Origin of the sequence: Hydrotalea lipotrueae, from assembly GCF_019249625.1 — a bacterium.
GTDB lineage: Bacteria > Bacteroidota > Bacteroidia > Chitinophagales > Chitinophagaceae > Hydrotalea > Hydrotalea flava.
Genome location: NZ_JAESDL010000013.1, coordinates 32,513 through 58,436 on the forward strand (window position 1 = coordinate 32,513; position 25,924 = coordinate 58,436).

The 25,924-nt window shown below is 37.4% G+C and carries 26 protein-coding genes; 19 read left to right on the forward strand and 7 right to left on the reverse strand.

The window, feature by feature from the left end; genetic code table 11:
• The first annotated feature begins 8 nt into the window (after positions 1 to 8).
• Entirely contained in the window at positions 9 to 1,070 is a 1,062-nt protein-coding gene (moeB, locus tag JK139_RS08995) for a HesA/MoeB/ThiF family protein (protein ID WP_074421120.1), read from the forward strand.
• Positions 1,071 to 1,168: 98 nt separating this feature from the next.
• Positions 1,169 to 2,128, forward strand: coding sequence for a hypothetical protein (locus tag JK139_RS09000; RefSeq protein ID WP_074418212.1), 960 nt, complete (start codon positions 1,169 to 1,171; stop codon positions 2,126 to 2,128).
• A 10-nt stretch (positions 2,129 to 2,138) separates the two neighbouring features.
• Here the strand turns inward: JK139_RS09000 and JK139_RS09005 are convergent, their stop codons facing one another.
• A complete protein-coding gene (locus JK139_RS09005) occupies positions 2,139 to 2,774 on the reverse strand; it encodes a thiamine phosphate synthase (RefSeq protein WP_074419628.1) in 636 nt (211 codons plus the stop codon).
• Positions 2,775 to 2,839: 65 nt separating this feature from the next.
• Here JK139_RS09005 and JK139_RS09010 point away from each other — a divergent pair, with 65 nt between their 5' ends.
• The 8 genes from JK139_RS09010 (at position 2,840) to JK139_RS09045 (ending at position 10,014) form a co-directional block, all read left to right on the forward strand.
• Positions 2,840 to 3,769 carry a helix-turn-helix domain-containing protein gene (locus JK139_RS09010; RefSeq protein ID WP_074419629.1) on the forward strand — a complete coding sequence of 310 codons (930 nt, stop codon included), beginning with the start codon at positions 2,840 to 2,842 and terminating at the stop codon, positions 3,767 to 3,769.
• A gap of 190 nt (positions 3,770 to 3,959) precedes the next feature.
• Positions 3,960 to 4,649 carry a hypothetical protein gene (locus JK139_RS09015; RefSeq protein ID WP_074419630.1) on the forward strand — a complete coding sequence of 230 codons (690 nt, stop codon included), beginning with the start codon at positions 3,960 to 3,962 and terminating at the stop codon, positions 4,647 to 4,649.
• 252 nt (positions 4,650 to 4,901) lie between these two features.
• Positions 4,902 to 5,174, forward strand: a complete 273-nt coding sequence (locus JK139_RS09020) for a DUF4242 domain-containing protein (RefSeq protein WP_074419631.1) — start codon at positions 4,902 to 4,904, stop codon at positions 5,172 to 5,174.
• Positions 5,175 to 5,288: 114 nt separating this feature from the next.
• Positions 5,289 to 5,648, forward strand: a complete 360-nt coding sequence (locus JK139_RS09025) for a cupin domain-containing protein (protein ID WP_074419632.1) — start codon at positions 5,289 to 5,291, stop codon at positions 5,646 to 5,648.
• Between the two features lie 38 nt (positions 5,649 to 5,686).
• Positions 5,687 to 5,794, forward strand: coding sequence for a Pr6Pr family membrane protein (locus tag JK139_RS15875; RefSeq protein WP_218331127.1), 108 nt, complete (start codon positions 5,687 to 5,689; stop codon positions 5,792 to 5,794).
• A gap of 217 nt (positions 5,795 to 6,011) precedes the next feature.
• On the forward strand, positions 6,012 to 6,521 hold the full coding sequence (locus JK139_RS09035) for a peroxiredoxin family protein (protein ID WP_074421121.1): 510 nt from the start codon (positions 6,012 to 6,014) through the stop codon (positions 6,519 to 6,521).
• A gap of 78 nt (positions 6,522 to 6,599) precedes the next feature.
• The gene (locus JK139_RS09040; protein ID WP_218331128.1) at positions 6,600 to 6,989 is read left to right on the forward strand and encodes a DUF302 domain-containing protein; all 390 of its coding nucleotides are present in this window, start codon (positions 6,600 to 6,602) and stop codon (positions 6,987 to 6,989) included.
• Positions 6,990 to 7,146: 157 nt separating this feature from the next.
• The gene (locus tag JK139_RS09045; RefSeq protein ID WP_218331129.1) at positions 7,147 to 10,014 is read left to right on the forward strand and encodes an alpha-galactosidase; all 2,868 of its coding nucleotides are present in this window, start codon (positions 7,147 to 7,149) and stop codon (positions 10,012 to 10,014) included.
• Between the two features lie 65 nt (positions 10,015 to 10,079).
• On the opposite strand, the gene JK139_RS09050 is transcribed toward JK139_RS09045, so the two are convergent.
• A complete protein-coding gene (locus JK139_RS09050) occupies positions 10,080 to 10,841 on the reverse strand; it encodes an SDR family NAD(P)-dependent oxidoreductase (RefSeq protein ID WP_074421258.1) in 762 nt (253 codons plus the stop codon).
• 71 nt (positions 10,842 to 10,912) lie between these two features.
• Complete coding sequence (locus JK139_RS09055; protein WP_074421257.1) at positions 10,913 to 11,836, reverse strand: sugar phosphate isomerase/epimerase family protein; 924 nt, start codon at positions 11,834 to 11,836, stop codon at positions 10,913 to 10,915.
• 357 nt (positions 11,837 to 12,193) lie between these two features.
• On the opposite strand from JK139_RS09055, the gene JK139_RS09060 reads away from it, so the two are divergent.
• Complete coding sequence (locus JK139_RS09060; RefSeq protein ID WP_074421256.1) at positions 12,194 to 13,552, forward strand: 3-keto-disaccharide hydrolase; 1,359 nt, start codon at positions 12,194 to 12,196, stop codon at positions 13,550 to 13,552.
• Between the two features lie 98 nt (positions 13,553 to 13,650).
• Positions 13,651 to 14,964, forward strand: a complete 1,314-nt coding sequence (locus tag JK139_RS09065; protein WP_074421255.1) for a Gfo/Idh/MocA family protein — start codon at positions 13,651 to 13,653, stop codon at positions 14,962 to 14,964.
• A gap of 43 nt (positions 14,965 to 15,007) precedes the next feature.
• Here the strand turns inward: JK139_RS09065 and JK139_RS09070 are convergent, their stop codons facing one another.
• On the reverse strand, positions 15,008 to 16,084 hold the full coding sequence (locus tag JK139_RS09070) for a cbb3-type cytochrome c oxidase N-terminal domain-containing protein (protein WP_218331130.1): 1,077 nt from the start codon (positions 16,082 to 16,084) through the stop codon (positions 15,008 to 15,010).
• A 266-nt stretch (positions 16,085 to 16,350) separates the two neighbouring features.
• Between JK139_RS09070 and JK139_RS09075 the strand changes: the two genes are divergently transcribed.
• A complete protein-coding gene (locus tag JK139_RS09075) occupies positions 16,351 to 18,747 on the forward strand; it encodes an alpha-L-rhamnosidase-related protein (protein ID WP_218331131.1) in 2,397 nt (798 codons plus the stop codon).
• 49 nt (positions 18,748 to 18,796) lie between these two features.
• Here JK139_RS09075 and JK139_RS09080 read toward each other — a convergent pair whose 3' ends face one another.
• The 3 genes from JK139_RS09080 to JK139_RS09090 are packed head-to-tail and all read right to left on the reverse strand — an operon-like array spanning position 18,797 to position 21,408.
• Positions 18,797 to 19,546, reverse strand: coding sequence for an ABC transporter ATP-binding protein (locus JK139_RS09080; protein ID WP_074418654.1), 750 nt, complete (start codon positions 19,544 to 19,546; stop codon positions 18,797 to 18,799).
• A gap of 12 nt (positions 19,547 to 19,558) precedes the next feature.
• The gene (locus JK139_RS09085; protein ID WP_218331132.1) at positions 19,559 to 20,437 is read right to left on the reverse strand and encodes an ABC transporter permease; all 879 of its coding nucleotides are present in this window, start codon (positions 20,435 to 20,437) and stop codon (positions 19,559 to 19,561) included.
• On the reverse strand, positions 20,437 to 21,408 hold the full coding sequence (locus JK139_RS09090) for an ABC transporter substrate-binding protein (RefSeq protein WP_218331133.1): 972 nt from the start codon (positions 21,406 to 21,408) through the stop codon (positions 20,437 to 20,439). Before JK139_RS09090 ends, JK139_RS09085 begins: the two co-directional genes overlap by 1 nt.
• A gap of 298 nt (positions 21,409 to 21,706) precedes the next feature.
• Here JK139_RS09090 and JK139_RS09095 point away from each other — a divergent pair, with 298 nt between their 5' ends.
• The 6 genes from JK139_RS09095 (at position 21,707) to JK139_RS09120 (ending at position 25,906) form a co-directional block, all read left to right on the forward strand.
• Complete coding sequence (locus tag JK139_RS09095; protein ID WP_218331134.1) at positions 21,707 to 22,078, forward strand: ArsR/SmtB family transcription factor; 372 nt, start codon at positions 21,707 to 21,709, stop codon at positions 22,076 to 22,078.
• Complete coding sequence (gene merTP / locus JK139_RS09100; RefSeq protein ID WP_218331135.1) at positions 22,075 to 22,692, forward strand: mercuric transport protein MerTP; 618 nt, start codon at positions 22,075 to 22,077, stop codon at positions 22,690 to 22,692. Before JK139_RS09095 ends, merTP begins: the two co-directional genes overlap by 4 nt.
• 34 nt (positions 22,693 to 22,726) lie before the next feature.
• Positions 22,727 to 23,038 (forward strand): hypothetical protein, encoded by a 312-nt coding sequence (locus tag JK139_RS09105; RefSeq protein WP_218331136.1) that lies wholly within the window; start codon positions 22,727 to 22,729, stop codon positions 23,036 to 23,038.
• 156 nt (positions 23,039 to 23,194) lie between these two features.
• On the forward strand, positions 23,195 to 24,898 hold the full coding sequence (gene merA, locus JK139_RS09110) for a mercury(II) reductase (protein ID WP_218331137.1): 1,704 nt from the start codon (positions 23,195 to 23,197) through the stop codon (positions 24,896 to 24,898).
• Positions 24,899 to 25,190: 292 nt separating this feature from the next.
• Positions 25,191 to 25,568 (forward strand): metal-sensing transcriptional repressor, encoded by a 378-nt coding sequence (locus JK139_RS09115; protein ID WP_074418483.1) that lies wholly within the window; start codon positions 25,191 to 25,193, stop codon positions 25,566 to 25,568.
• A gap of 53 nt (positions 25,569 to 25,621) precedes the next feature.
• On the forward strand, positions 25,622 to 25,906 hold the full coding sequence (locus JK139_RS09120) for a thioredoxin domain-containing protein (RefSeq protein WP_074419874.1): 285 nt from the start codon (positions 25,622 to 25,624) through the stop codon (positions 25,904 to 25,906).
• The last annotated feature ends 18 nt before the right edge of the window (positions 25,907 to 25,924 follow it).

Sequence of the window (25,924 nt, forward strand, 5' to 3'; positions counted from 1 at the left end):
TAATTTGTATGCTAACTACGCAAGAGCAAATACGTTATCAACGTCAATTAATTTTACCCGAAATTGGTGTGGATGGGCAATTAAAACTGAAGGCAGCTAAAGTGCTGATTATTGGTGCCGGAGGATTGGGGTGCCCCTTGGTTCAATATCTTGCTGCTGCAGGTATTGGATACATTACAATAATGGATGGCGATAAAGTAGAAGAAAGTAATTTGCAAAGGCAAATTTTATACACATCATCAGATGTTGGATTATTTAAAGCAACAGTTGCATCTCAAAAAGTAAAAGCAATTAACCCATTTGTGAATGTAACTCCCATCAATGAATTTATTACCCCAGAGAATGCGCTTTCTATTATTGAAGAATATGATATTGTGGTGGATGGTTCAGATAATTTTACTACCCGATATTTAGTGAATGATGCTTGTGTCATAAAAAATAAACCACTTGTTTTTGGTTCTATTTATAAATTTGAAGGCCAGGTATCGGTATTTAATTTTCACGATGGTCCTACCTACCGATGTATATTTCCGGAACCCCTGGAGGAGGATGATATGCCAAACTGTGCAGAAATTGGCGTGGTTGCAACCTTGCCTGGAATTATCGGAACTATCCAGGCAAATGAAGTAATAAAAATGATCACTGGGCAAAAAGAAATACTTTCCGGTAAGTTACTGGTAATAGATATAACTTCCATGCAATTTCAACTATATCACTTTAAAGCTAATCCCCTTAATAAAACCATTACTGCATTGCATTCTGAACTGAAGCACTGTATTAAAAAGAATTATTTTATTGATTTAAATACATTGCTGGAATTATTAGGGCATAAAGAATTGCAACTGATCGATGTTCGTGATACCGATGAACACAATAAAGAAAACTTAGGAGGATTAAATATTCCTATAAAAAAATTAAAAGATCATTATAGAGAATTAAACCCGGAAGTAATAACAGTACTGTATTGTGCAGTAGGCAACAGAAGTAAAATAGCAATGGAATTCTTGCTGGAAAAGGGTTTTAAAGAGGTATACAGCTTAGAAAAAGGTATTAGAGGATATAAAAAATAAAACATATATCTATCCTTTACAAAAAATTATAAAGCAACGGAAATAATCTTTTTTTTATCAAATATTTTTGCTAATCCTATCAACTGTTAATTAAAAAAATGAAAAAGCTATTGTTGTTATTTTCTTTTGTTAATTTTTTCTCTATAGGCTATTCACAAAGCAATGCTAGTGATAGCAGCGGCAGTAAGTGGCATCCTTCGGTAGGAATTAATTTAGAGCCAGTACCTGTTTATGATATATCAGGAGCAGACACAAGTTTTGTAAATAGCTTTTCTATAGCTCCTTATTTTTCTTATAGAAATGATAATGGTATTGGTATTATGTATTCGCCAAAATTTGTAATGGGAGGGGCAACTCCAGGCATTTATGTGCATGTAATAACTGCAGGAATTGAACAATATGGTAAAAAAGTATGGGATTATGTTTTAGATTATAGCCACTATTTTTTTACTGGCAATACAAGTATTCCTTATACGCCATTAAATAATGAGATATATTCCTCATTAACTTATAAGAAAAGCTGGATCCGTCCATTCATTCAGGCTGGTGTAGGATTTGGAAAAGATACAGAGAATGTATCGTCAACCTCAGCTTATGATGTTGGCGCCACAATTGGTATAAGTCATGCATTCAGTTGGGATAAAAATAATGCCAGCTATTTAATTAGCCCTTCAGTTACTTTAAATGCCGGTACTAATCAGTATTTTTCACTATTAAATATTACAAAATACATAGGTAGAAGTACAAAGTTTACGCAAATAGTAAAAAACAGTGTAGCAGCCGCAGCAGCCACACGCTCTGCCACTGCTAACAGAAGGGGTAGAAATACCGGCGGAAGTTCTCCCACTGGCGGTGGAACCACTACCACCACAACAACATCCTCTTTTATACCTGCTGAATCTTTTAACCTTAATAATATTGGCCTAGGTATTGAATCTGAAATTGATCTTGGCTCATTTGGTATTCGTCCTACTGCTAATGTTTATCTTCCGGTTAGTTCTTTTGTCGGTATTGGCGCAATTAGCTATTGGCAGTTGTCATTTGAGTATAATTTTTAATGAATATATTTTATGGTTTCTTTTCTTTTAATATTGATAAACAATTTTTTAATAAAATAAATTGTTTTACGGGGTTTGGCATAAGCCAAATACTTCCTATTGCAGCAACACCATCAAAACCGGCATTGAATAACAAATGAAGATTCGTTTCTGAAATTCCTCCCAAACCAATAATTTTTGGACAAACCTTTTTTTGCGTAGTTATTTTTAAACGGGTAGCCTGTATGTCCGAAATATTAATATTTCCTGTATATCCAGATTTAGAAATACTGTTAAAAACGGGGCTGATAAAAATATATTCAAATGGATGATTGTTGTTTTCTAATTCCTTCCATGAATGAAATGAAGCTGAGATTATTCTTGGGGCATTTGAAAAAACAGAAGCCATTTTTGCAGGGTTTTGCAATGTGGTTCCTGTGCAATGATATCCGATTGATGTAAAACTTTTTATTAGCTCCGGATGTGCATGAATAGAAATGCGGGGGTAAAAAGAGGGGTCTATCTTTTCAATAAATTTATGGTAATCTTCTATACTTGCATTCGGTTTTCTAATATGAAGCCTCTGTAAGTCTAATTGAAACATCTGATGAATCATTTCTGTTTCATTGGATGTATTTTCAGGAGGAGTAATAACAATTAAGTCCATTTTATTCGATTCATCTATTTAAAGGATAAATGTACAATGATCAAACAGAATGACTAAATTTGAATATGTATAAACCTGTTATTGGTAACATTAAAAAAATACAACTCAACTCCGGCTTATACCAACTACATAAGAACGGAACAGGAAAAAATGCCTTCGGAATGGACAATTCTTCCGAATTACTTAATGGCGGCTTCGGCCTTTATTCAACAATAAATTTAAAGAAAAATATCGGACCCATTAAGACAGATTATTTCAGAATTGGATTAGTCAGGAAAGGTAATGCCACTTTTGAAATTGGATTTGAAAAATATTTGGCTAACAGGAATTGTATAGTGTTTGGTATTCCTGAACAAATTTTTTCACTTAACAATATTAGTAAGGACTTTTTTGCCTACTATTTGCTTTTTAGTGAACTATTTATTGCCGATGCACTTTTTAAATTAAATAAGAATCAGCACTTCCCTTTTCTCACGTATTCAGGTTTTCAATGTTTTAAAGTAAGTAATGATTCGGCTAACGAAATTGAGGCCCTTATTTTCAAGATGAACGATGAAATTAAAAGAAATAAAACGGAATGCATTGAGGTTATTTGCTTATACATTCAACTCATTCTTATTCATGCAAACAGAAATTATAGAGCATTGTTGCTCACTCAACTCAATACATCTAATACCCTGCAAAACTTGTTCTACTCTTATTCAAAATTAGTAAGTCAGCACTTTCTTACAGTTAGGAAAGTAGCGGATTATGCCAAGAAGCTTCATGTTTCGCCCGATCACCTGAACAGGGCAGTAAAATGCAGTTCCAACAAAACAGCACATGAACTTATTGATGAAATGATTTTGATGGAAGCAAAATCGTATCTCCTTTATTCTAACATGACAGTTTCTGAAATTGCTTATAAACTTGAGTTTGCCGACCCTTCTCACTTCATTAGGTTCATTAAAAAAAATTGCAACATAACACCAGTTGAATTTCGTAAGAAGTCGTAACTGTACTATTCAAAGTCGGGTTTATACTAAGTCATTATCAACACTATTAGCAATTTTATACTGTTAATTCAATAGCCATCTGAGTTACTATTGTGTAACGGTAAGATAATTTTTTTGTATATTATTATTAAAAGCAGTTTCAATAGTATAATTATAATACTCTTGTATTTTTCACCTAATCTGAATGAATATGAAATCAAAATCTATTAACGAAGCAACAACACCCCGTCGCAAATTTTTAGGTAGGCTCGCGGCAGGTGCAGCCAGCATTGGAATTGCTAGCATGTCGCCATCCATTCGGCTTGCGGCAGCCACTTCAGGAGCTGCAGAAACTGTAACTGCCGCCGATGACTGGTTTAAAAAAATTAAGGGGAAGCACCGCCAGGTATTTGATGCCACCTCTCCTCATGAGGGATTTCCACTGGCTTGGGCCAGAGTATTTCTAACCACTAATAATGAAACCGGAACTCCCGATAACGAGTTGTGTGCAGTGGTTATCTTGCGTCACAGTGCCATTCCCATTGCCATGGAAGACCGGCTGTGGGCCAGATACAAACTGGGAGAAATGGTCAATGTCAATGACCCCATAACCAAAGCTCCTGCAGTGCGCAACATTTATTGGAATTCTCAACCAGGCGACTTACCACTGCCGGATATGTCTGTCGATCAACTACAAAAAAGAGGTGCTCTGTTTTGTGTCTGCAACATGGCTATCACTGTTTACAGTGGCATGTTTGCCAAAAAGATGAACCTCGATGCTGATGTAGTGAAAAAAGAGATATTGGCGGGAATTTTACCAGGCATTCAGGTAGTTCCCTCTGGTGTTTGGGCAACCAATCGGGCACAGGAGCATGGGTGCTCTTACTGTTTTGCAGGATGATAAAACGTGTAAGGGATTCATAACGCAATTTTTATAGCAGCCGCTTGTTTTTAATAAAATTCAGAAATGAAGTGGTGGAGGTTATTGACACCAAATAGCTTGTTAAGCCATTCAAGTTTCATTGAGGGTTATACAGGTTCTGTTTTTCTTTTTCAATCAAATAATTACAAAAGTAGAGAAAGGGTGGCATCACCTAAAAAACAAGAAATGAAACACTAAACCATATAAGCAACTAAACTAAAATTATATTTTATGCCTAAGTATGTTATTGAACGGGAAATTTCCAATGCAGGTAAAATGACTACAGAACAATTAAAAATTATTTCACAAGCATCTTGTGGCGTGCTCAGCAATATGGGGCCTAAAATTCAATGGCTGCAAAGTTATGTAACTGGAAACAAAATTTATTGTGTATATATTGCGCCAAATGAGCAAATGGTTCGTGAACATGCAAAACAAGGAGGATTCCCAGCTAACTCCGTAAATGAAGTAGTGACAATCATTGACCCAACTACAGCGGAATAATATAAGAGGAAACCCCGTGATTAATAATTCCAATAATCGATTGAAGTGGTATACTAAAAGCATACCATTGCATGCTTTTATTGTACTATCCGCTTAAACTTAAAATACTTTCAAATGAAAAAATTCACACTTATTCTATTCATTATTATTTTCTCAACCCGTCATACTGTTAAAGCACAAGACCTGTGTTCCTACAATCCAAAATATTGTAAATTATTAAGTGATACGGCAGGAATCAAAATGATGTTAATTACACTTCCTCCGGGTGCTAAATTGTCTGAGCATACTCATCCAATAAATATGGGATATGTTATAAAAGGAAGCCTCTACAAGTGGGAATATACAACTGGTAAGATGGAAAGTGCAAATATGAAACCTGGCGATTCGTTTTATGGCGGGCCTGAAACGCCTCATCATTCGTGGAATGCCGGCAAGTCGGTATTGCAGTTCATACTAATCGAAAAACAGAAGTGACAAAATCGTGTGTAACATCTTATTTGTGTTAACAAATTTTGGGCTGGCTTATTTATCCATTGTTGTATTTGGTATACATTTTAATCAGAGGATCGTTTTCAGGTTTTTATCCTTATCCATTTGTGAATGTTTTACAAATTGGATAGCAACAAACCCTTTTGAATGCCTTGATTTTATTTTTTGTATTTGCAGGTCCGGGAGCGCTTTTTATATTTTTAGGAAAAATGTTTCCTAAAAGAAAAAGTTCCAAAACAACAATATTTTAAAAACAGATTATTTTATACATCTGCGGGAATATATTTTGGATGAAATGAAGAATTAATGTTAAATTGCTAGTGATGATGAACAAATCAATACCATAGTATGCTGCGCTTCCAAAGAAATATATTTTTAATACTGAGTTTATTAATGATGGCTGCTATGGCCGATGCGCAATTGCCCGCCCCGGCAAAATCGATTCCTGATTTTCAATTGTATCAATTTAACGGACAGCCATTTGTGCGTAATAACCTTCCAAAGAATAAACTGCTGTTTTTTATATTTTTTGATGTAACCTGCGATCACTGTCAGCATGCTTTCCGTGAAATAAATGCGCATTATAATGCCATGAAAGGTGTTGCGATGTATTTGATTTCTTTAGATTCTGAAGCCGGCATGGCCAATTTTATAACCAGGTTTGCACCTAATTTGGTGGGCAAACCCAATATTACATTGTTGCGTGATGTGCAAAATCAGTTTATACAACACTTTGCACCCCGAAAATATCCTTCTATGTTCCTGTACAATGCAAAAAGGCAGTTGTTATTGTATGATGACGAACCGGAACATTTTCAGCAATTTTTGCAGGCTATTCATTCAAATACACATGCATGAGTGAATATGACTTTTGTCACAGTTCATGGCCAAACTTTATTGTAGTTTTAAGCATTGTTTTACCTAAAATAACGGTGTATGTCTTACTATTTTTCAGCAATCGTGAACGACAGTTTCTCCAATACCATTCAAAGAGTAACCGATGCTTTAAAGGCGGAAGGTTTTGGCGTATTAACGGAAATTGATATGAAAGCTACTTTAAAGAAAAAATTGGATGTTGAAATTGCACCCTACACCATATTAGGTGCCTGTAATCCACCTTTTGCCTATCAGGCCTTACAGGCAGAAGATAAAATTGGCACCATGTTGCCCTGTAATGTAATTATACAGGAAAAGGGATCGGGAAAAGTAGAAGTAGCTGCCGTTGATCCTGCTGCATCTATGCAGGCCATTCAAAATGCGGAATTGGAAAAAATTGCCGGTGCTGTTCGCGATAAAATGCAAAAGGTGATTCAGCACCTTGTATAATTGTGTCGGCAATTTTCTAACTTCATAGTACTCGTTCAAAACAATGGGCAGGGCTTATTGTGCATCTGTACACAAACGTTTGTGCATGGTATGGCAATTGATTAAGTGTTATATTTGAAAACATCATTTCAATCATTGTTTTCTAAATGTTTGCCACATGTATTTACGGAAGAAAATTGTATACTTAGCATTACTCACTACTTCTTTTTATTCCTTTGTTCATGCGCAGGTTGTAACCCATTATCAACAAAAAGAACAACAACAAATTTTTACTTTGAGTAACACCAAGGTAACGCAACAAATTGTAGTAGACCATCATTTTTTACACGAAGATGCGCTATTGGCAAAAACGGATTGGCTAACAGCGTACCATAACACGCAAACACATGACGTATATACAGATGCTGATTTTGCTTTAAAAATGATGTGGACGGACTGGAGTGCGCCTGGAAAAGACTTTAATGGCGATTTGCAACTATCACTTACCAAAAGAGATTTTGTATTACAGCGATACGAATTTATTGCTTTACCCAACAATGGTAAGGAGCTCAATTTATATTTTACCCCGGTAAATAAAGAGAATTCCCTGCAACTGCGGATTACCTATCAGTTATTGGATCAGGCATTTTATGCCAGAAGAAAAATTGCAATACAAGATACATCGCTGCAAAAAAACTGGATTGAAGCCATTGTATCCAGAAGTGGTAAGATATTTACACAAAGCGGATACAATGCCGGCTATAGCATGCGGGAAGAAAACAGTGCATCCGCTCAGTATATTTCGTTACAACTACATCCGCAGGCAGAAACAGACAGAATTGTAAAACAGGGCGATTTTGGTCAGCCTTGTGCCATAAATTTTTCTGGCGGTGGTGTATTTTTCGGTATTGAATATCCGGCCGCCAATTCATCGGTAGTGCGCAACAGTGATATGAGTTTGCAATTAAACTGTAAAGAATTAATGGGTAAAGTAGTGAAACAAGAATGGATTGAAAGTAGTTGGGTAGTAGAAGGTCTTGCACCGAATCATGCCATTCAGGATTGGTTTTATGATTATATAAATGATATAAAAGCAGCACCTGACAAGCCTTATGCGTTATACAACAGTTGGTACGACTTGCGTTCACCATCCTATCCGCATGTGGAACCCAATCATGTAATGAATGAAAAAAATATTCTGCATATCATTGATTTGTTTAAAAAGAACATGACTGATAAATATGGCATACATCTGGACGCTTTTGTATTAGATGATGGTTGGGATGTATATGAAAGCAATTGGATGCTAAATAAAACAGCATTTCCAAATGGTATTCAACCTATTGTAAATGCCTTAAAGCCAATGGGTACTACGTTAGGAATTTGGCTGGGCCCTACAGGTGGTTATTCATTTAGAATGAAACGTATTAACTGGATGAAAGCACACGGATATGAAACAGTGGGTACAACGTCCAATGATGCCATGTTAGATATTGCAGGGCCTGATTACAGCCGTTTGTTTGAACAACGTGTTACTGATTTTACAAGGCAAGGGGTGGGCTATTTTAAGTGGGATGGTATTCAGTTCTCATCCAGTGAAGCGACAAATGGTCATCCCGTTGGGTATCATTCCAGAAGAGCTGCTGTAGAAAGTATTATTGAAAAGTGTAAGGCTGTACGCGCCATTAATCCGAATGAATATTTAAACATTACTTCAGGTACCTGGTTGAGCCCGTGGTGGCTGCAATATGCCAACCAAATCTGGATGCAAGGCGCTGATTATGGTTATGCCAATACACCCGTTATTAACGATCGGGATGCTGCCATGACTTATAAAGATATTGTATTGTATGATGATTTTAATCGGCAGAATGTTTGGTTTCCGTTGAATAATATGATGACACATGGAATTATTAAAGGAAATTTGGCCTCTATTGGCGGCAATGATGATCCGTTACATAAGTTTGCTGATGATGTGGTGTTTTATTTTGGCCGTGGTGTTACTATGTATGAATTATATCTTTCTCCCGACTTGCTGCATGCTGACGAATGGGAAGTGTTGAGCCGCTCTTTGAACTGGGCGAAGCAAAATTTTAGTGTGCTGGATAAAACTTACATGATTGGAGGTAATCCTGCAGTAGGTAACGCTTATGGCTTTGTGCATTTTAAAAATGATAGCGGTATTATTGCAGTTCGCAATCCGAAAATACAAACACAGCAGCTTACCGTTCAGTTATCTTCGCAACAGGGATTGGTGGATACTGCTGCTTCGTTGGTATTGGAAAGAGTATATCCTACGCATTGGATTGCGCCTGATTTATATGCAGCTGATGCTACCATCACCTTACCGGCTTTACAAGGATTTGAAGTAGCGGTGTATCAGGTTTATCCTGTACAAAATGCAAAAAAGCCATTATTGGCAAATGCAGTAATGAATATTGCTGAGCAGAATGGCCCTTCGCAACAACTTCGGGTAATGGCTACAACCGGCAAGGTACAACTATTAAATCCATGGATGGTGAAGGCTGTTAAGGTTTCAGAAAAAGAACAAAATATCAATGACATTCAAATTACACAACAATCTTTTCCTGCACCCATTGCAGCAGGCATACAGTTTTCGGAAAATACAGTAAGCGGCACTGTTACAATAGATGCACATACTACCACCACACGATTGGTGGTGATGCTGCAACCGGACAGCAGCAATATGGGCAAACCATTTCCTGACATACAATTCATGGTAAACGGCCAAAAATTGAATGCAACCAAACAACTACAAGATGGTCATTGGGGTAGTTATTCAATTGTACTTGAAAATACAGGCAAACATGATATTCGGTTTGAAATAGGTTCTACCGAAAAAGTACAGCAATGGAATGGAACAGCCTTTTTATGGGCCATTACTCAGCAGGTGCAGCCCATCATAAAAGTAACATTATCAACCTGGCAAGCCATAGATAAAGAATTGCTGTTGCCGGATCCTTATGCAAAAGGCGGCGCTTTGCCGCAAACCCAATTGTTGGCAAGCGGCCCAGTGAAATTATAAATGATTGGTGCTGATGAAAATCACCATTGTTGCAGGGAAACGATGGTGATTTTTGTTGTTGACGCTTAAATATTAATACCGCCACTTACTTCAATTCGCTGGCCATTTACCCAGCGTGCATCTTCACTACAAAGAAAAGCTACAACACCACCTATGTCTTCAGCAATGCCTACCCGTCCTAATGGTGAAAGCGATGCCAGTCTTTCTTTCATAAGCGGATTGTTGCGAATGGCAGCATGGTTAAAATCTGTTTCAACAGGTCCGGGAGCAACAACATTGGCCCTAATACCTTTATGGCCCAGCTCTTTGGCCAAATAACGTGTAAATACTTCTAAGGCGCCTTTCATCGAGGAGTAAACAGAATAACCTGGATTGCAATAACGGGTGGTACCGCTTGAAATATTGATAATGCAACCTCCATTGTTCATGAAAGGAACACAGTATTGCGTTAAAAAATAAACCGATTTAAAATGAACATTTAGAAACTCATCAAACAATGCTTCTGTAACCTGCTCAAATGGAACAGTAGCGCCCATGCCGGCATTGTTAATTAAAATATCAAAATGTGTAGTTTGAAAATGTGTTTGCAGCGAAGTTTTAAATGTTGCTACAAAAGCAGGAATAAATTTTGTATCTGAAAGATTGAGTTGTAATGCCAATGCTTTCACATTTAATTCTTCCAGTGCCTGCACTGTTTGTAACGCCTGCTCTTTGTTTTGCTGATAGGTAATAATAACGTGGTTGCCTTTACGTGCTAAACTTAAAGCCATATCTTTTCCTAATCCTCGGCTGCCGCCTGTAACCAATGCTATTGAAGAATGATTCATAAAATGATTTTTGATGCATATAACAGTACAATTATTGTATGGTTTGCCTTAAATAACATTTTACCAGACATTTATGCAATACTATTCCAGATTTTTTTCAGGTTTTGCATGCTGGTAGTAATGCTTGCAAAAGGATCGGCGGGATTATCATGCTCCACAAAATAATATTGCATTCCTGAAGTTTTGGCATGTTCAAAAATATTCTTAAAATCAACAACACCGGTGCCAACGGGTTGTGGTTTTTCTAATGCTTTGTCAATATCTTTTACATGCCAAAGCGGAAAACGACCCGGATGTTGTTTAAAAAGTGTAACCGGATGTACGCCGGCTTTGGTAGCCCATGCCAAATCAAGTTCTAATTGTACCGGTGTTTCTTTTAAAATTACATCATAGGGCAATACACCATCCACTGCTTTAAATTCAGTGTAATGATTGTGGTAAGCAAAATGGATTCCAGCTTTTTTGCAGGCCTCATCTGTTTTGTTCAAAACATCAATCGACGATTTTATTTGCTCTGTAGTATTGAGTGGAATGCTGGCACATACCAAATAAGGTATACCACCTGCTGCGGCATCATCAACCAGTTCCTGCATATTGTCGCGTAAATTTTTCATGGGTGGAATGGTAATGGGTTTGCCATCTGGGCCGGTAGGCATCTTTCTGCCGGGCGGTAGTTGAAATGGTGCGCCCAATACATGGTGCGACTTCCAGGATAAACCTTTGTCTTTTACCAAGGCGGCAAATTCCCGTGGCTTCATACCATAATAGCCACCTTTTTTACTGAAAGCAGATTCAATATTTTGATAGCCAATGGCTGCAATTTTTTGTAAAGTGCCCGGTACATCTGCATCAATTACATTAAAAAAAGTGTATAATTGAACGCCGGCAGGCGGCATTGCCTCCCAATTTAAACCGGCGCCCAGTGTTTTAGAAATGGCTAAGCCGCTTAATGCAGCAATGCCTGTTGTTTTTAAAAAATCTCTACGTTTTAGCATATCGTTTGGTTTATATTTTAAAGGTAGATTTTTGTTTTGGTTTGTTGAAAGCCCAATTTTTTAAAATATTGTTGGGTAGTTGTTGAATAGAGTAGTTAAAACGCACTTTATCACTGCATTTAACAGTTTTTTATATGCAATGGCACACAATTTTTTGATAATTATCAAATACAAGCTTCAAGAACTATGGGTTTACATATCTTTAAAAAAATGGGTTCGCTATCTGAACAAATGATGAAATTGAATTTGAACGTGGTATTGAAAAAATGAAATGGCAAAAACATCATATTCATAAGCAATTTTTAATTGCAGAAATACGCATAACGTTGTACATTTCATTTCCTTAATTGCTGTCATATGAACAAAAATCGGTTCCTTTCAAAACTATTGTTATTATCATTTCTTATTACTACGAACCTACACGCACAACAATGGGTTTCATTGTTTAATGGAAAAAATTTAACGGGCTGGCAATTGGCAGCAGGAACTGCAAAGTATGCTGTTCAGGATGGGATGATTGTAGGAGAAACGGTAGCGGGCTCGCCCAATAGTTTTTTAAGAACCGAAAAAGAATACGACAATTTTGTTTTGGAATTAGATGCCAAATTACCCGACAGCACCTCCAATTCGGGTATACAGCTGAGAAGCCATGTAAATACTGCTGGAAGGGTTTACGGATACCAGTATGAATTAGACCCTTCTTCCAGAAAATGGACCGGCGGATTGTATGATGAAGCCCGTCGCGACTGGTTATATCCGCTCAGCCTAAATCCCGAAGCACAAAAAGCATACCTACCCGGCCAATTTAATCATATTAAAATTGAATGTATTGGCCATGAGATAAAAACATGGATTAATGGTGAACCCGCTGCTTATGTAGTGGATACGATGGATGCAAAAGGATTTATTGCCTTACAGGTACATAGTATTGGCAACAATACGGCTCTGTCCGGTGAGAAGGTATATTTTAAAAATATACGCATTCAAACAGGAAATGTGCAGCCCACTCCTTTTCACAAACCCGTGTACGTTGTAAACAACATACCTAACTATTTGTGTAATGCAGAAAAGAAATGGGGCTGGAACTTATTGTTCAATGGAATAAACAGTGATGGATGGCGTGGGGCGTATAAAGACCATTTTCCTAAAACCGACTGGCAAATAAAAGATGGAATGATTACCGTTTTGTCATCACAAGGAAAGGAAGGAGGAAACGGTGGCGATGTGGTTACTTTGGGCCAATACAGTGCTTTTGATTTATCGTTTGAATTTAAATTAACACCCGGTGCCAACAGTGGTGTAAAATATTTTGTAACCCTTACCGAACACAATGAAGGTTCTGCTATTGGATTAGAATATCAGGTATTAGATGATGCCTTACACCCCGATGCCAAATTAGGCAGGGATGGCGACAGAACTTTGGCATCGTTGTACGATTTAATTCCTGCGCAAAAGCAGGCTCGGTTTGTACATCCTATTGGCAGTTGGAACACAGGGAGAATAGTGGTATATCCCAACAACCATGTTGAACATTATTTGAATGGAATAAAAGTGTTGGAATACGACAGAGGCTCACCGGCTTTTAGAGCGTTGGTAGCCATTAGCAAATTTAAAATCTGGAAAAATTTTGGCGAGGCAAGGCAAGGGCATATTTTATTGCAGGATCATGGCAATGAAGTAAGCTATAGAAGCATTAAAATAAAACCATTACAATAGTTGAAACAAATTAGCTGCATAGCGTTACAATAGTACAAGTGTGCGACGCAACAGCAGCAGCATAGCAATTTTGCAGCCGGGTTCATAAAAAAAACAACATGCAACGAAGAAAATTTATTGAACAGGTATCACTTGCATCGGCAGGTGTAACTATTTTAAACTTTCCGGTTTTTGGCAAATTAGCCCCGAGTAATAAAGTGGTGGTGGCCGTTATGGGCGTAAACAGCAGGGGAGCTTATTTGGCAAAAAGTTTTTCACAATTGCCCAATGTTGAAGTGGCGTACATCTGCGATGTGGAAGCCGGGGCTATTAAAAACGGATTAGATGCTTTAAAAAATGCCCAACGGAAGCCCATTATAGTACATGATATACGTAAGTTGGTTACTCAAAAAGATTTTGATGCTTTGGTAATTGCAGCTCCCGACCATTGGCACACACCGGCAGCCATTTTAGGCGTTCAAAACGGGAAACATGTGTATGTGGAAAAGCCGTGCGGACAAAATCCGCATGAAGGCGAAATGATTGTTACCGCCATGCAGCGGTATGGAAAACTCATTCAAATGGGTAATCAGCGCAGGTCTTTCCCAAGTTTAATAGAAGCAGTAAACTTAGTGCATGGCGGCATTATTGGTAATACTTATTTTGCCAAAGCATGGTATGCCAATAACCGTACCGGCATTGGCTACGGCAAGGTAGTACCGGTACCTACTACATTAGATTATGATTTATGGCAGGGGCCTGCACCCAGAAAACCTTATCAGGATAATCTGATACATTATAACTGGCATTGGTTTTGGCATTGGGGAACCGGCGAAGCATGTAATAATGGAACGCATGAAATAGATTGTTGTCGTTGGTTTTTAAATGTTGATTATCCAACCAAAGTTTCGTCAAGTGGAGGGCGTTATGCTTTTAAAGACGATTGGCAAACCCCCGATACACAAGTAGCCGGATTTGAATTTGGCCATCAAAAAGCCATTACCTGGGAAAGCAGGAGCTGCAATATTTATCCTGTTGAAGGCGCCGGCAGAGGTTTTATTATTTATGGCGATAAAGGTACTTTGGTGAATAAAGGCGGTGGCGATTATGCTATTTATGATAACGATAATAAATTGGTGAAAGCAGTAAAGAGTGAGGTAGTAGCCGATCCTTCTAATCCGGTGAGTGCCAATGGTAATTTAGATTTTTATCATTTTAGCAACTTTATTCAGGCAGTGCGTGGTGAAACTAAAATCACCTCACCGGTAACGGAAGGTAGTAAAAGTGTTTTACTATGTCATCTTGCCAATATTGCACAAAGGGTAGGCCGTACTTTGTATTGTGATGCCGGGAATGGCCATATTTTGGATGATGCTGAAGCTATGGCACTTTGGGGAAGGACTTATGAGCCAGGTTGGGCACCTGAAATATAATGTACTGTGTATTGCAATATCCGATATTTGTTTAATCAATATCCTAATGTTGGATTGACTGATTGTTTCTATTTACAAATGCCGGACGAATCAGCCAACTTTTCTTGGTGGGTTTTTTAAACACCAGCCACCAAATAAATATTGCAATAATTGTTATCACAAAGAAGGTTACCACCCACTGTGGCAAGCTGTTTTTTAACGAAATCAATAACCCATCATTACTAAATTTTGAAAATCCAAATAGCTCCGGAATCCTGTACCAATAATAAATAGAAACACCTGCTGCTGCATACATTTGAATAAGTATTTCTGTTGATTTTTTGTCGAGAAAGGATACTAGAAACAGAAAAAGAATGATAGATGCTGTGGCGCCTATCCAGGGTAAACCATAGGTGCTCAAAGCATTAAAGTGAGGTATTGGAGATTGAATATCGGGCACTTGAAACCAACCCCAAATAAATCCGGGTAATCCGCCAATAATCAGTAAGGCATTTATTTTTTGTAGTAACGATTTGTGTGCTTTGCCTGGATGAAAATCAGGTGTAGAATCCGGACAAGGTAAAGAGCAGTTTGCACATGCGGTGCAATGTGCATTGGGTAATGTAAGCCATTGTTTTTCACCATATAATTTCTCTACACTATGAATGGGGCAAATGGTTGAACACCAGGCACTTTTCCATTCAAAGAAAAAACCCATCGTAATTCCAATAGCAATGAGCATCATTAATAAAATGGCAGTAGCATGCCCGTTATTGTTAAATATAGGATGCCGTAAAGGAACAATGATAAACAATAATAAGATAGAGACAAATTGTAACCTGGTTTGCCATTGTACACTCATGCGGTTTCTTTTCGATAAATTAAAATATCTTGGTAGTAAAACAGTGGTAGATAACGGACAAACATTTCGCCATAAGCCGGTTGCAAATACCAATAAGGCAGGAGCAATCGGAATCAATATATTCCAAAAAATGAGCACACCTGTTTTAGGAAAAAAAACCAAAGCAAAGAAAATAGCCAATCCAATTATCCAAAATATAATTTGTATGAGTTTCCATATGCGATATGGCTTTTGATGTTGCAGAAAGTGCGTTTGCGAAATTTGCATATTTGTTTCCATATATTGTGAATGCGTTGTTGTGTATTATGAAAGCAATGTATTCTCTCCTCAAAATATAAAGTATGATGCTCGTCATATCACTAAGCCATTCCTCCCCGTTGCATTCTATTTTGTATTTGTTGTAGCGATATAGTGCTTACTTTTATTGATTGGAGCTAAAATAAAAAAATCGAAAAATTAAAATAGGGTGGTAAATTGAAGTAACTTTTAATGAAATTTTATGTGGTGAATGGGGTTGCATTTTTTCAATACCTAATTTTTTGAAGATGAAAAAACGAATTGCTTATGCTTGCTTATATCTGTTGCTAATAGGTAATGGGGTATATGCTCAACAAATTAATCCTTCTCTTTTAAAAAACACCTGGCCTGCTTATTGGATAGCAGCACCCAATACCCCGCCTACCGATTATGGGGTTTATTTTTTTAGAAAGCAAATCACTCTGCCATCCAAGCCCAATCAGTTCATCATTCACATTTCAGCCGATAATCGTTATCAACTGTTTATCAATGGTAAATTAGTAAGTATTGGCCCTGCCCGAAGCGATTTATATTTCTGGAAATTTGCCACGATTGATATTGCCCCCTATTTACAGCAGGGCATCAATACCATTGCAACTGCCGTTTGGAATGAAGGTCATTACCGGCCTGAAGCGCAAATTTCGAACCGTACCGCTTGGGTATTGGTGGGCAATGATGCATTAGAAAAAATGCTCAATACCAATAGCACCTGGAAGAGTTATCGGTGTATGGCTTATCGGCCATTGCCGGGTATTGACTACAGTGCATACTATGTTGCCGGTCCGGGCGAAATAGTTGATATGCATCAATTCCCGCTTCAATGGCAACAAAATAATTTTGATGACAGCCAATGGCAACCGGCACAACAAATTGGCTGGTCGGGTGCTAAACCCAAAGGTATAGGTGATATTAACGAATGGATGTTGATTCCCGATCCATTACCTGCTATGGAATTAAAGTTGCAAAGAATGACTTCTATACGGAGTGCCATTGGTGTAACTATCTCCCATGATTTTTTAAGTGGAAAAGCTGCTTTTCAAGTTCCTGCGAACACTACTGCTACTATTTTATTGGATCAGGGTGTATTAACCAATGCTTATGTGCATCTTTTATTTTCAGGAGGAAATGGAGCAACGATAACCTGCACTTATGCAGAAGCATTGTTTGAAAAAGATAAAGAAGGGAAGCCCATACTTGAAAAGGGGAACCGTAATGATATTGCCAATAAAATAATATTGGGAAGAAAAGACAGCATCTTTTCTTCCGGTGTTGCAAAGCAAGCGTTTAATTCATTGGCATGGCGCACTTTTAGATATATTCAACTCAACATAACCACACAAAACGAACCCATTTCAATAGAAGACTTTTATAATACTTTTATCGGATATCCTTATCAACAAAATGCAAGTGTGCAAACAACGGATACACTTTTACAAAAAATACTGAACATAGGATGGCATACTGCCCGTTTATGTGCTATTGAAACGTTTATGGATTGCCCTTACTATGAAGAGCTGCAATATATTGGCGATAGTCGTATTCAGGCTTTAATTGGTTTATACAATAGTGGCGATGACCGGTTGGTTAAAAATGCATTGAACCAAATGGACCATTCCAGAATTGCAGAAGGGATTACCTTAAGCAGGCATCCATCATTCACCCCGCAACAAATTCCCACCTTTTCGTTGTGGTATATTGGCATGTTGGCCGATTATTGGAAATACCGTGGTGATAGTGCTTTTATTGCCAATAAATTGCAGGGAGTAAGAAATATTTTATGGTTTTTTCAGCAATACCAACAAGCAGACGGAACATTGCGTAAAGTGCCCTATTGGATGTTTACGGATTGGGTGGATGGTTATAAAGGCTGGAATGGTGGAACGGCACCGTATGGAAAAGATGGTTCATCTGCTATTTTAGATTTGCAACTGTTATGGGCCTATCAATTAGCAGCATCATTAGAAGCACAAATGGGTATGCCGGCTTATGCAAAATTGTACAACGCAAAGGCTATACAGTTACAAACAACCATTCAAAAAAAATATTGGCATAACAATAAGGCATTATTTGCAGATACTGATGAGGGTGATCAATTTTCTCAGCACGCCAATGCACTGGCCATTTTAACACATACTATCACAGGGAAACAGGCAACTGCACTGGCTCAGCAACTTTTGCATAACAAACAATTGGCTCCTGCATCTATTTATTTTAAATATTACCTGCATCAGGCACTGGTAATGGCAGGTTTGGGAAACGATTATTTACAGTGGTTAGATATATGGAAAGAAAACATTGCAATGGGCTTAACCACCTGGGCCGAAACATCGGATATTAATGGTTCCAGATCAGATTGTCATGCCTGGGGGGCCAGTCCGAATATTGAAGTATATAGAACCATATTGGGAATAGATAGTGATGCACCGGGATTTAAAAAAGTAAAAATTACACCACATCTCGGAAATATAAAAGAAATAAGCGGGCAAATGCCGCATCCTAAGGGAATGTTACATGTGGCCTATAAAAAAAATGGTAATAAATGGACCATTACAATTGTGTTGCCTAAAACGGTTACGGGGCAATTGGTTTGGAAAAATAAAATATATGCCTTGCAAAGTGGCAATAATGCGTTTGAATTAGATTGAGCTACTGCTCTGTTATTATGTAAAATAATTAAACGAAAATTTTAAAGGCTTAACCAAACCATTCATACATGTTTTGTAATAATAGTTTATGCTTTTCTGCCGCATTCAAGTCACGCACTAATTTCCCCTCATGTATTTGTAATAGGCGGTTGCCATATTGCTGGGCATCTTTTAAATTATGTGTAATGAAAATAGCGGTTAATTGATATTCTTTAATAAGCGACTGTGCGACTTTCAAAATAATATCAGCCGACTTTGGATCAAGGGCTGCAGTGGGTTCGTCTAATAATAAAACGGTAGTGGTATCCATAATGCTCATCAACAGGGTAAGTGCCTGCCTTTGCCCGCCCGATAAGGTACCCATGGGTTGATTTAATTTATTTTCCAAACCCATTCCCAAACGTGCAATGGTATTTTGTACGCTCCTTTTAAATGCAGTATTAATGCCTATTTTTAATGGTTTGCTTTGTGTTCTTAATGCCGCCAGTCTAAAATTATCCAGAATAGTAAGGTCGGGGGCCGTACCATCAAACGGGTTTTGAAAAACCCTTGCAATCCATTTGCTTCTTTTATAATCCGGCAAAGTGGTTACCTCTTCTCCGGCAATCCATACTTTCCCTTTTGTTGGAATCACAGCCCCTGCAATGGTATTAAACAAAGTAGTTTTACCTGAACCGTTAGCGCCAATAATGATTACAAATTCACCCTGCTGAATATTCAGTGATACATTGTTCAATGCCATCACTTCATTCACCCTTCCCGGATTAAAAACTTTTGTTACTTGTTCTAATTGTATCATTCCCAAAACAGATTATTCATTTTGATGCATTAGTACATTTTTTACCCTGGGTAAAGCAACAATTAACAATACAAAAAGGGCTGTAACCAATTTCAATATATTGGGATCCACACCCAATGATAAGGTAACTGCCAGTACCATTTGAAAAATAAAGCTGCCCGCAATAACCAGTACAATTTGCCAACCAATTGCAACAATATTGAGCCAAATGCGCAAAGCATCTGCAATTAAAACTGAACCCAAACCAACAATTACAATACCAATGCCCATATTAATATCGGTAAAACTTTGGTATTGAGCTACCAATGAGCCACTTAGTGCCGTTAATGCATTGGCCATGGCCAGTCCAATTATTTTCATTCTGTTATTGTTAATTCCTAACGATCGGGTCATGCTACTGCTATTCCCGGTTGCCCGCATGGCAATACCAAAGTCTGTTAATAATATGAACCATAATAACAGTACAAAAAACCCAATTATCAATGCGCCGGTAAAAAGTGCATTATAAATTGAATTATTAAAAAAATGTATGTATGTAAATAAAGTGGACAGATTAACCAGTGGAATATTAGAACGCCCCATAATTATTAGATTAATGGAATATAATCCGGTCATTACTAAAATGCCCGCCAATAAAGCATCAATTTTAAGTTTGGTATGAATATAGGCAGTGCAAATACCTGCGGTGGCTCCGGCCAACATGCTAATGAACATTGCCGGGAATAAAGGCCAGTGGTTTACCAATAACAATGCAGTAACAGCCGCACCTAACGTGTAACTGCCATCGGTAGTAATATCGGGAATATTAAAGATGCGCATGGAAATAAAAACACCCATCGACATAGCCCCGAGGCACAACGATAGAACCAATGCAGATAAATAAAAGTCCATTATTGTATGGGTTTATAATCCGGAGGAAATTGTAAATGATACCTTTTAGCAACTGCAGGATTATATACCCTGTTTCTAATTTTTACCATTTGCCATTGCAAACCCTTTGTGCTTTTTGTTTGCAAAAAAACCGCAGCCTGTTCACCGGCCTGATGCCCCCAATCATAAATATTGGCTCCAAAAGCTGCTACGGCACCACGGGCTACTAATCCTTCCTCGCTCGTAAAAATAGGTACCTTTTGCTCGTTGCATGCTTTTACAATATTTTCAAAAGATGCAAAAACAGTATTATCGGGATTGGCAAAAAATGCATCAATGTGTTTTGATAAAAGCGATTGGGTTACTAATAAAACATCTGCACTGCTATTTACGGGTAATGAAACCAATTGAATATGGTTAGCTGAAGCCAGATTTTTAATACGATTAATGGCCTCAACCGATTGAGGTTCTGACTGATTGAAAATCATACCAACCGTTAATGGTTTATTGGCAGCAGAATGTAATATTTGTGGAATCAGTAAAAAGGAAGTATCGATATAATTTAAGTTTTCGCCCACGCCAAAAAGATTGGGTGGCATGTTGCCTTTGGCATCCGTTAATTTCATGAGTTGCGGCGTTGCAGCTACCATCATAAATACAGGAATGGTTTTAGTATTCTGAATGGCAGTAATGGTAGGTAAAGTGGCATTGGCTGCAATGAGTGTTACATTTTCAGTAATAAAATAGCGAATAATTTGTGTTAACATGGGTATGCTGCCTTGTGCATTGCGGTATATAATTTTTACAGTGCCTTTGCTTTCATCAAACCCATGCGCTTTTAAGGCATCTATAAATCCGGTTTTTGCCTGTTCAATGGTATTATCCTCAAATGCATCGGCAAAACCTATAACAGGCACGTTGCTTTTATGGTTGTTGCAGGCGGTTAAGAATAAAATAAAAAATATAAAAGTGCAATATGTTGAAAGCTTCATGCCTTTGGAAAATTTTAATAGCTTCATTAACAACAATTTTTATTCATTGTTTAAAATTAGGCCACAGAGTTGGTTTTTCCATATTTATCGAAAAAAACGCTATGATGATTTATAAAGTGTAAAAAGCCATCAGCTCATTTTCGTAATTAAGGCATCCGTTTTTTCTTTTGTCAGGAAATAAACCGTTCAACGACTATTGGGTATAATAAAATCTAAATAGCAGGGTTTAACAAAATATTTATTTAAGTATTTGCTTAAATAATAAAAAAGATATAGCTTTGCTCAAAATAACAACAATATGAGTTTTTGTATTCGTTTATATGCCGATCCTGTTCAAATTAATCAGTGCAAAGAAAAATTAGATCAGACCCAAGAATCATTCACTACCATGTCGGGAGTATTAGCACTGGCCGGTAATGAAGTCCGTTTAAAGATTTTATATTTATTGGAAGAAGAAAAAGAACTATGCCCCTGTGATTTGAGTGATATTTTAGGTATGAGCATTCCAGCCATTTCACAACACCTCCGAAAAATGAAGGATGGCGGAATTATTCAGGCCAGAAAAGAAGGACAAACTATTTTTTATTCATTAAAGCCCGAGCATTTAAAAATGCTGCGCGGTTTATTTAAATACATTCAACAACTCAACCAACAAAATCAACTCGTATGAAACAGGAAAAATCAAACGGAAAAACCTGGATAGCCGTATTGGCAACAGCTTTTATTGCCTCTTTATGCTGTATTACACCGGTGCTGGCTTTAATAAGTGGTGTTACGGGAATTGCATCTGCTTTTTCGTGGATGGAGCCTTACCGCCCCGTTTTAATTGGTATAACGGTACTGGTATTAGCATTTGCCTGGTATCAAAAATTAAAATCTCGCAGTGCTAATGAAATTGCCTGCGATTGTGAAGAAGACAAACCTTCATTTTGGAAAAGCAAATCTTTTTTAGGTATTGTAACTGTTTTGGCTGTATTGCTAATGGCTTTCCCTTCCTACTCCTCTATCTTCTTTCCTAAAATAGAAAAAAAGGAAGTGGTGTATGTTGATAAATCAGCTCTGCGAACCGTGAAATTAAAGATTGAAGGAATGGATTGTGAAGCCTGTAGCTCAACCATTAATCTGGCTTTGTCAAAAGTGCCGGGAGTAATAAAGTTTGAAACCGCTTTTAAAGATGCCAGCAGTACAGTAGAATACAATGCCGCTGAAACCAAATTAGATACCATTGTGAATGCCGTAAACGCAACCGGGTACAAAGTTTCAGGCGTATCGGCAGTTGAATAAATGTAGAAATATTTTTAAAATTTAATTTTTTACTATGAAATACATATTTATATTTTTGGGTACTATCACAACCATAGGCATAACAGGCATGTGTGGTTGCGGGGGTAGTTGTGCTGCAAAAGCAATGCATACAAACACCCAACAGGTTATGTTGCATACCCAAGATGATATTAAAACAGTTACGCTTAAGATTACAGGAATGTTTTGTGCAGAATACTCTAATCATATTCATTCCGAATTAGCTAAAACGAGTGGAATTATCAGCGATGTAATTCAATATCCTGGAAATATCGGCATCATTAAATGTGACGCTTCAAAAATTTCTAAAAAGCAATTATGGTTGTGATTGAAAAGACAGGATATAATGCAGTTGTAATGAAGGACAAAAGCATGACGCATACTGCTGATAACTAATATATTGTATATGAATTGTATTTAATAAAAAAAGTATGGGTATGCAAAATTGTTCAACTATTATTCATCAATTAATTAATATATTTCAATGAGTTTCTTTAAAAAATCAAATGCCGATAACAAGTCAGATAATACGCAAAATGATGCGCAACAGGAAAAAATTTTGTTGAAAATTACTGGTATGACCTGCGAGCATTGTGCCCGTACTGTTGAAAAAATTATTCATTCTAATCCCGGAATTGTAAGCGTCAATGTTCAGTTTCAGGAAGGAAAAGGGGAAGTGGTTTTTAACCCGGAAACGGGGAGCGCAGATGCAATTATTGCTTCAATTAATCGTTCTGCAAGTTATCGGGCACAAAAGAATCAGAGTGTTTCCGGCGCTCATCATTTTGATTTGATTATAATTGGTGGGGGCTCTGCCGCTTTTTCGGCAGCTATTCAAGCAGAAAGTTTAGGTCTTTCTACTTTAATGGTCAATGCCGGCCTCCCTTTTGGTGGCACATGTGTAAACGTGGGGTGTGTACCCTCTAAAACTTTAATCAGAGCTGCTGAAGCCGCTTATCATGCCTCTCATTCCAATTTTTCAGGAATCAAACCCAAAGGCTTTGACATTGATTTTGCGCAGGTAATCAAAGATAAAAAAGCATTGGTGCATACCCTGCAGCAAAAAAAATATATAGATGTAGTACAAGACTTTAAACAGCTTACCATGATCAATGGATGGGCAGGTTTTGAAGATGCAAAAACAATTGTAGTGAATGGAAAAGATAAATATACTGCCCTGAAATTTATTATAGCTACAGGTGCTACTACTAATGTTCCGAACATTGAGGGGCTGGATTCCATTGGTTATTTGACTAATGTTTCCTTATTTGATTTAGAAGAACAACCCACAAGTATTACCATTATGGGTGCCGGTTATATAGGATTGGAAATTGCGATGGCCTATAACCGTTTGGGAACAAAAGTGCGTATTATTGAATTTACAGATAGGGTTTTGCGTACCCAGACACCCGACATTAGCGAAGAAATTGAGAAGCACATGCGGGATGAGGGCATAGAAATATTGCCCAATTTCCGGGCTGTTAAATTTGAAAAATCGGGCAACAATACGATTATTCATTGCAAATGCCCGGATGGTTCTTTTACCCAATTGATTGAACCGGGTAAAGTGGTAGTAGCATCTGGCACAAAAGCCAATACAGAAAAATTAGGATTAGAAAAAATTGGGCTGCAATTAACGCCGAAAGGCCATATTCAGGTAAATGCAATGATGGAAACCAACCTACCCAATATTTATGCCGTTGGCGATGTGGCTAACACTCCCGCCTTCGTGTATACTGCTGCATACGAAGGTAAAATTGCAGTTGAAAATGCATTTACCGGGAGTGAAAACAAAACCGATTATGCTGCTTTGCCCTGGGTAGTATTTACCGACCCGCAAATAGCAGGGGCGGGGTTAGATGAAGCGCAGGCTGCGGCACTCAATATTCCTTTTGAAGTGTCTAAACTAACATTAGATAATGTACCCCGTTCACTCGCAGCAAACGACACAAGAGGCTTTATTAAACTGATACGCAATAAGGAAACCGATGCTTTGATTGGTGCAAGAGTGGTAGCCCCCGAAGGCGGCGAATTAATTGAATTGCTAAGTATGGCTATTCAGCAAAAAACAACCATCAAAACCCTGGCAGAAAATCTGTATCCTTATCTTACTTTGGGTGAGGGTATTAAATTAGCTGCTATTACTTTTGGTAAAGATGTGGCTAAGCTAAGTTGCTGTGCTAGTTAATAAAAAATTAAATAGGTAAACTTACCTTTTATCTAAGTTGCAGGGAATAAAACAATTTATCATAATACTCAAATTTTTAAGGCTAAACGCTTAATTTTTCTAAATAATAACACGAATCCTTACATACAAGTTAGCTAGACCAAAATATTTATAGCACGACTGATAGTCCATTCATAATAATGATCATTCTGAATTGCTGTGGTTTAAGTTTTAAAAGTTTCTAAAAAATAAAATATATATTGGTGATGACCCCCCCCGGCACAATATTTTCATTTCTTATAAATTTTAGTGTATGATTCCAAACGAACTAACAGGCGATTTAAAAAAACGCCTTTCCACTGTTAGAGGTCAAATAGAAGGTATTTTAAATATGTTAGATAATGATACCGACTTTGACAAAATATTGGTGCAATTTAAAGCCGCTGATCAGGGATTACAAAAAGCACATTACTTATTACTTGATGAGGTATTTAGAAAAAGCCTTGCGTTAAAACTTGTGCAGGTAATGAATTCCTGCCCTGGGAACTGCCAGGATGCTGAAAAAATAGAATTTATCAAAGAACAGTTTCCTATACTTGAACTTGATGAAATCACCTCTAAAATAAAAGAAATTAGCGCTATCAATAAACGATTGGAAGAACACAATAAAAACATTTTTAAAAAAGATTAGGAGGACACCCCCCTGCGATCTGAACTTTGTTCTATAATCAAAATTTTAAAGTTATGAAAACTCAAACAAAAAGAAAAATTGAATTATTTACTGCCGGTTGCACTGTTTGTGACCCCGTAGTAGAAATGGTAAAGGCTATGGCTTGCAGTTCTTGTGAAGTAATTATTTATAACATAGCTGAATCTTGCGATACAAAAGAATGCTCTGAAAAAGTAAAGTCTTATGGCATTAATACAGTACCGGCAATTGCTGTAAATGGTAAGCTATTGTCCTGCTGCCTTCATAATGGAATTTCTGTGGAAGAATTGAAAAGCGCAGGCATAGGGAAGTTAGCATAATTTAGCTACGCTTAATTA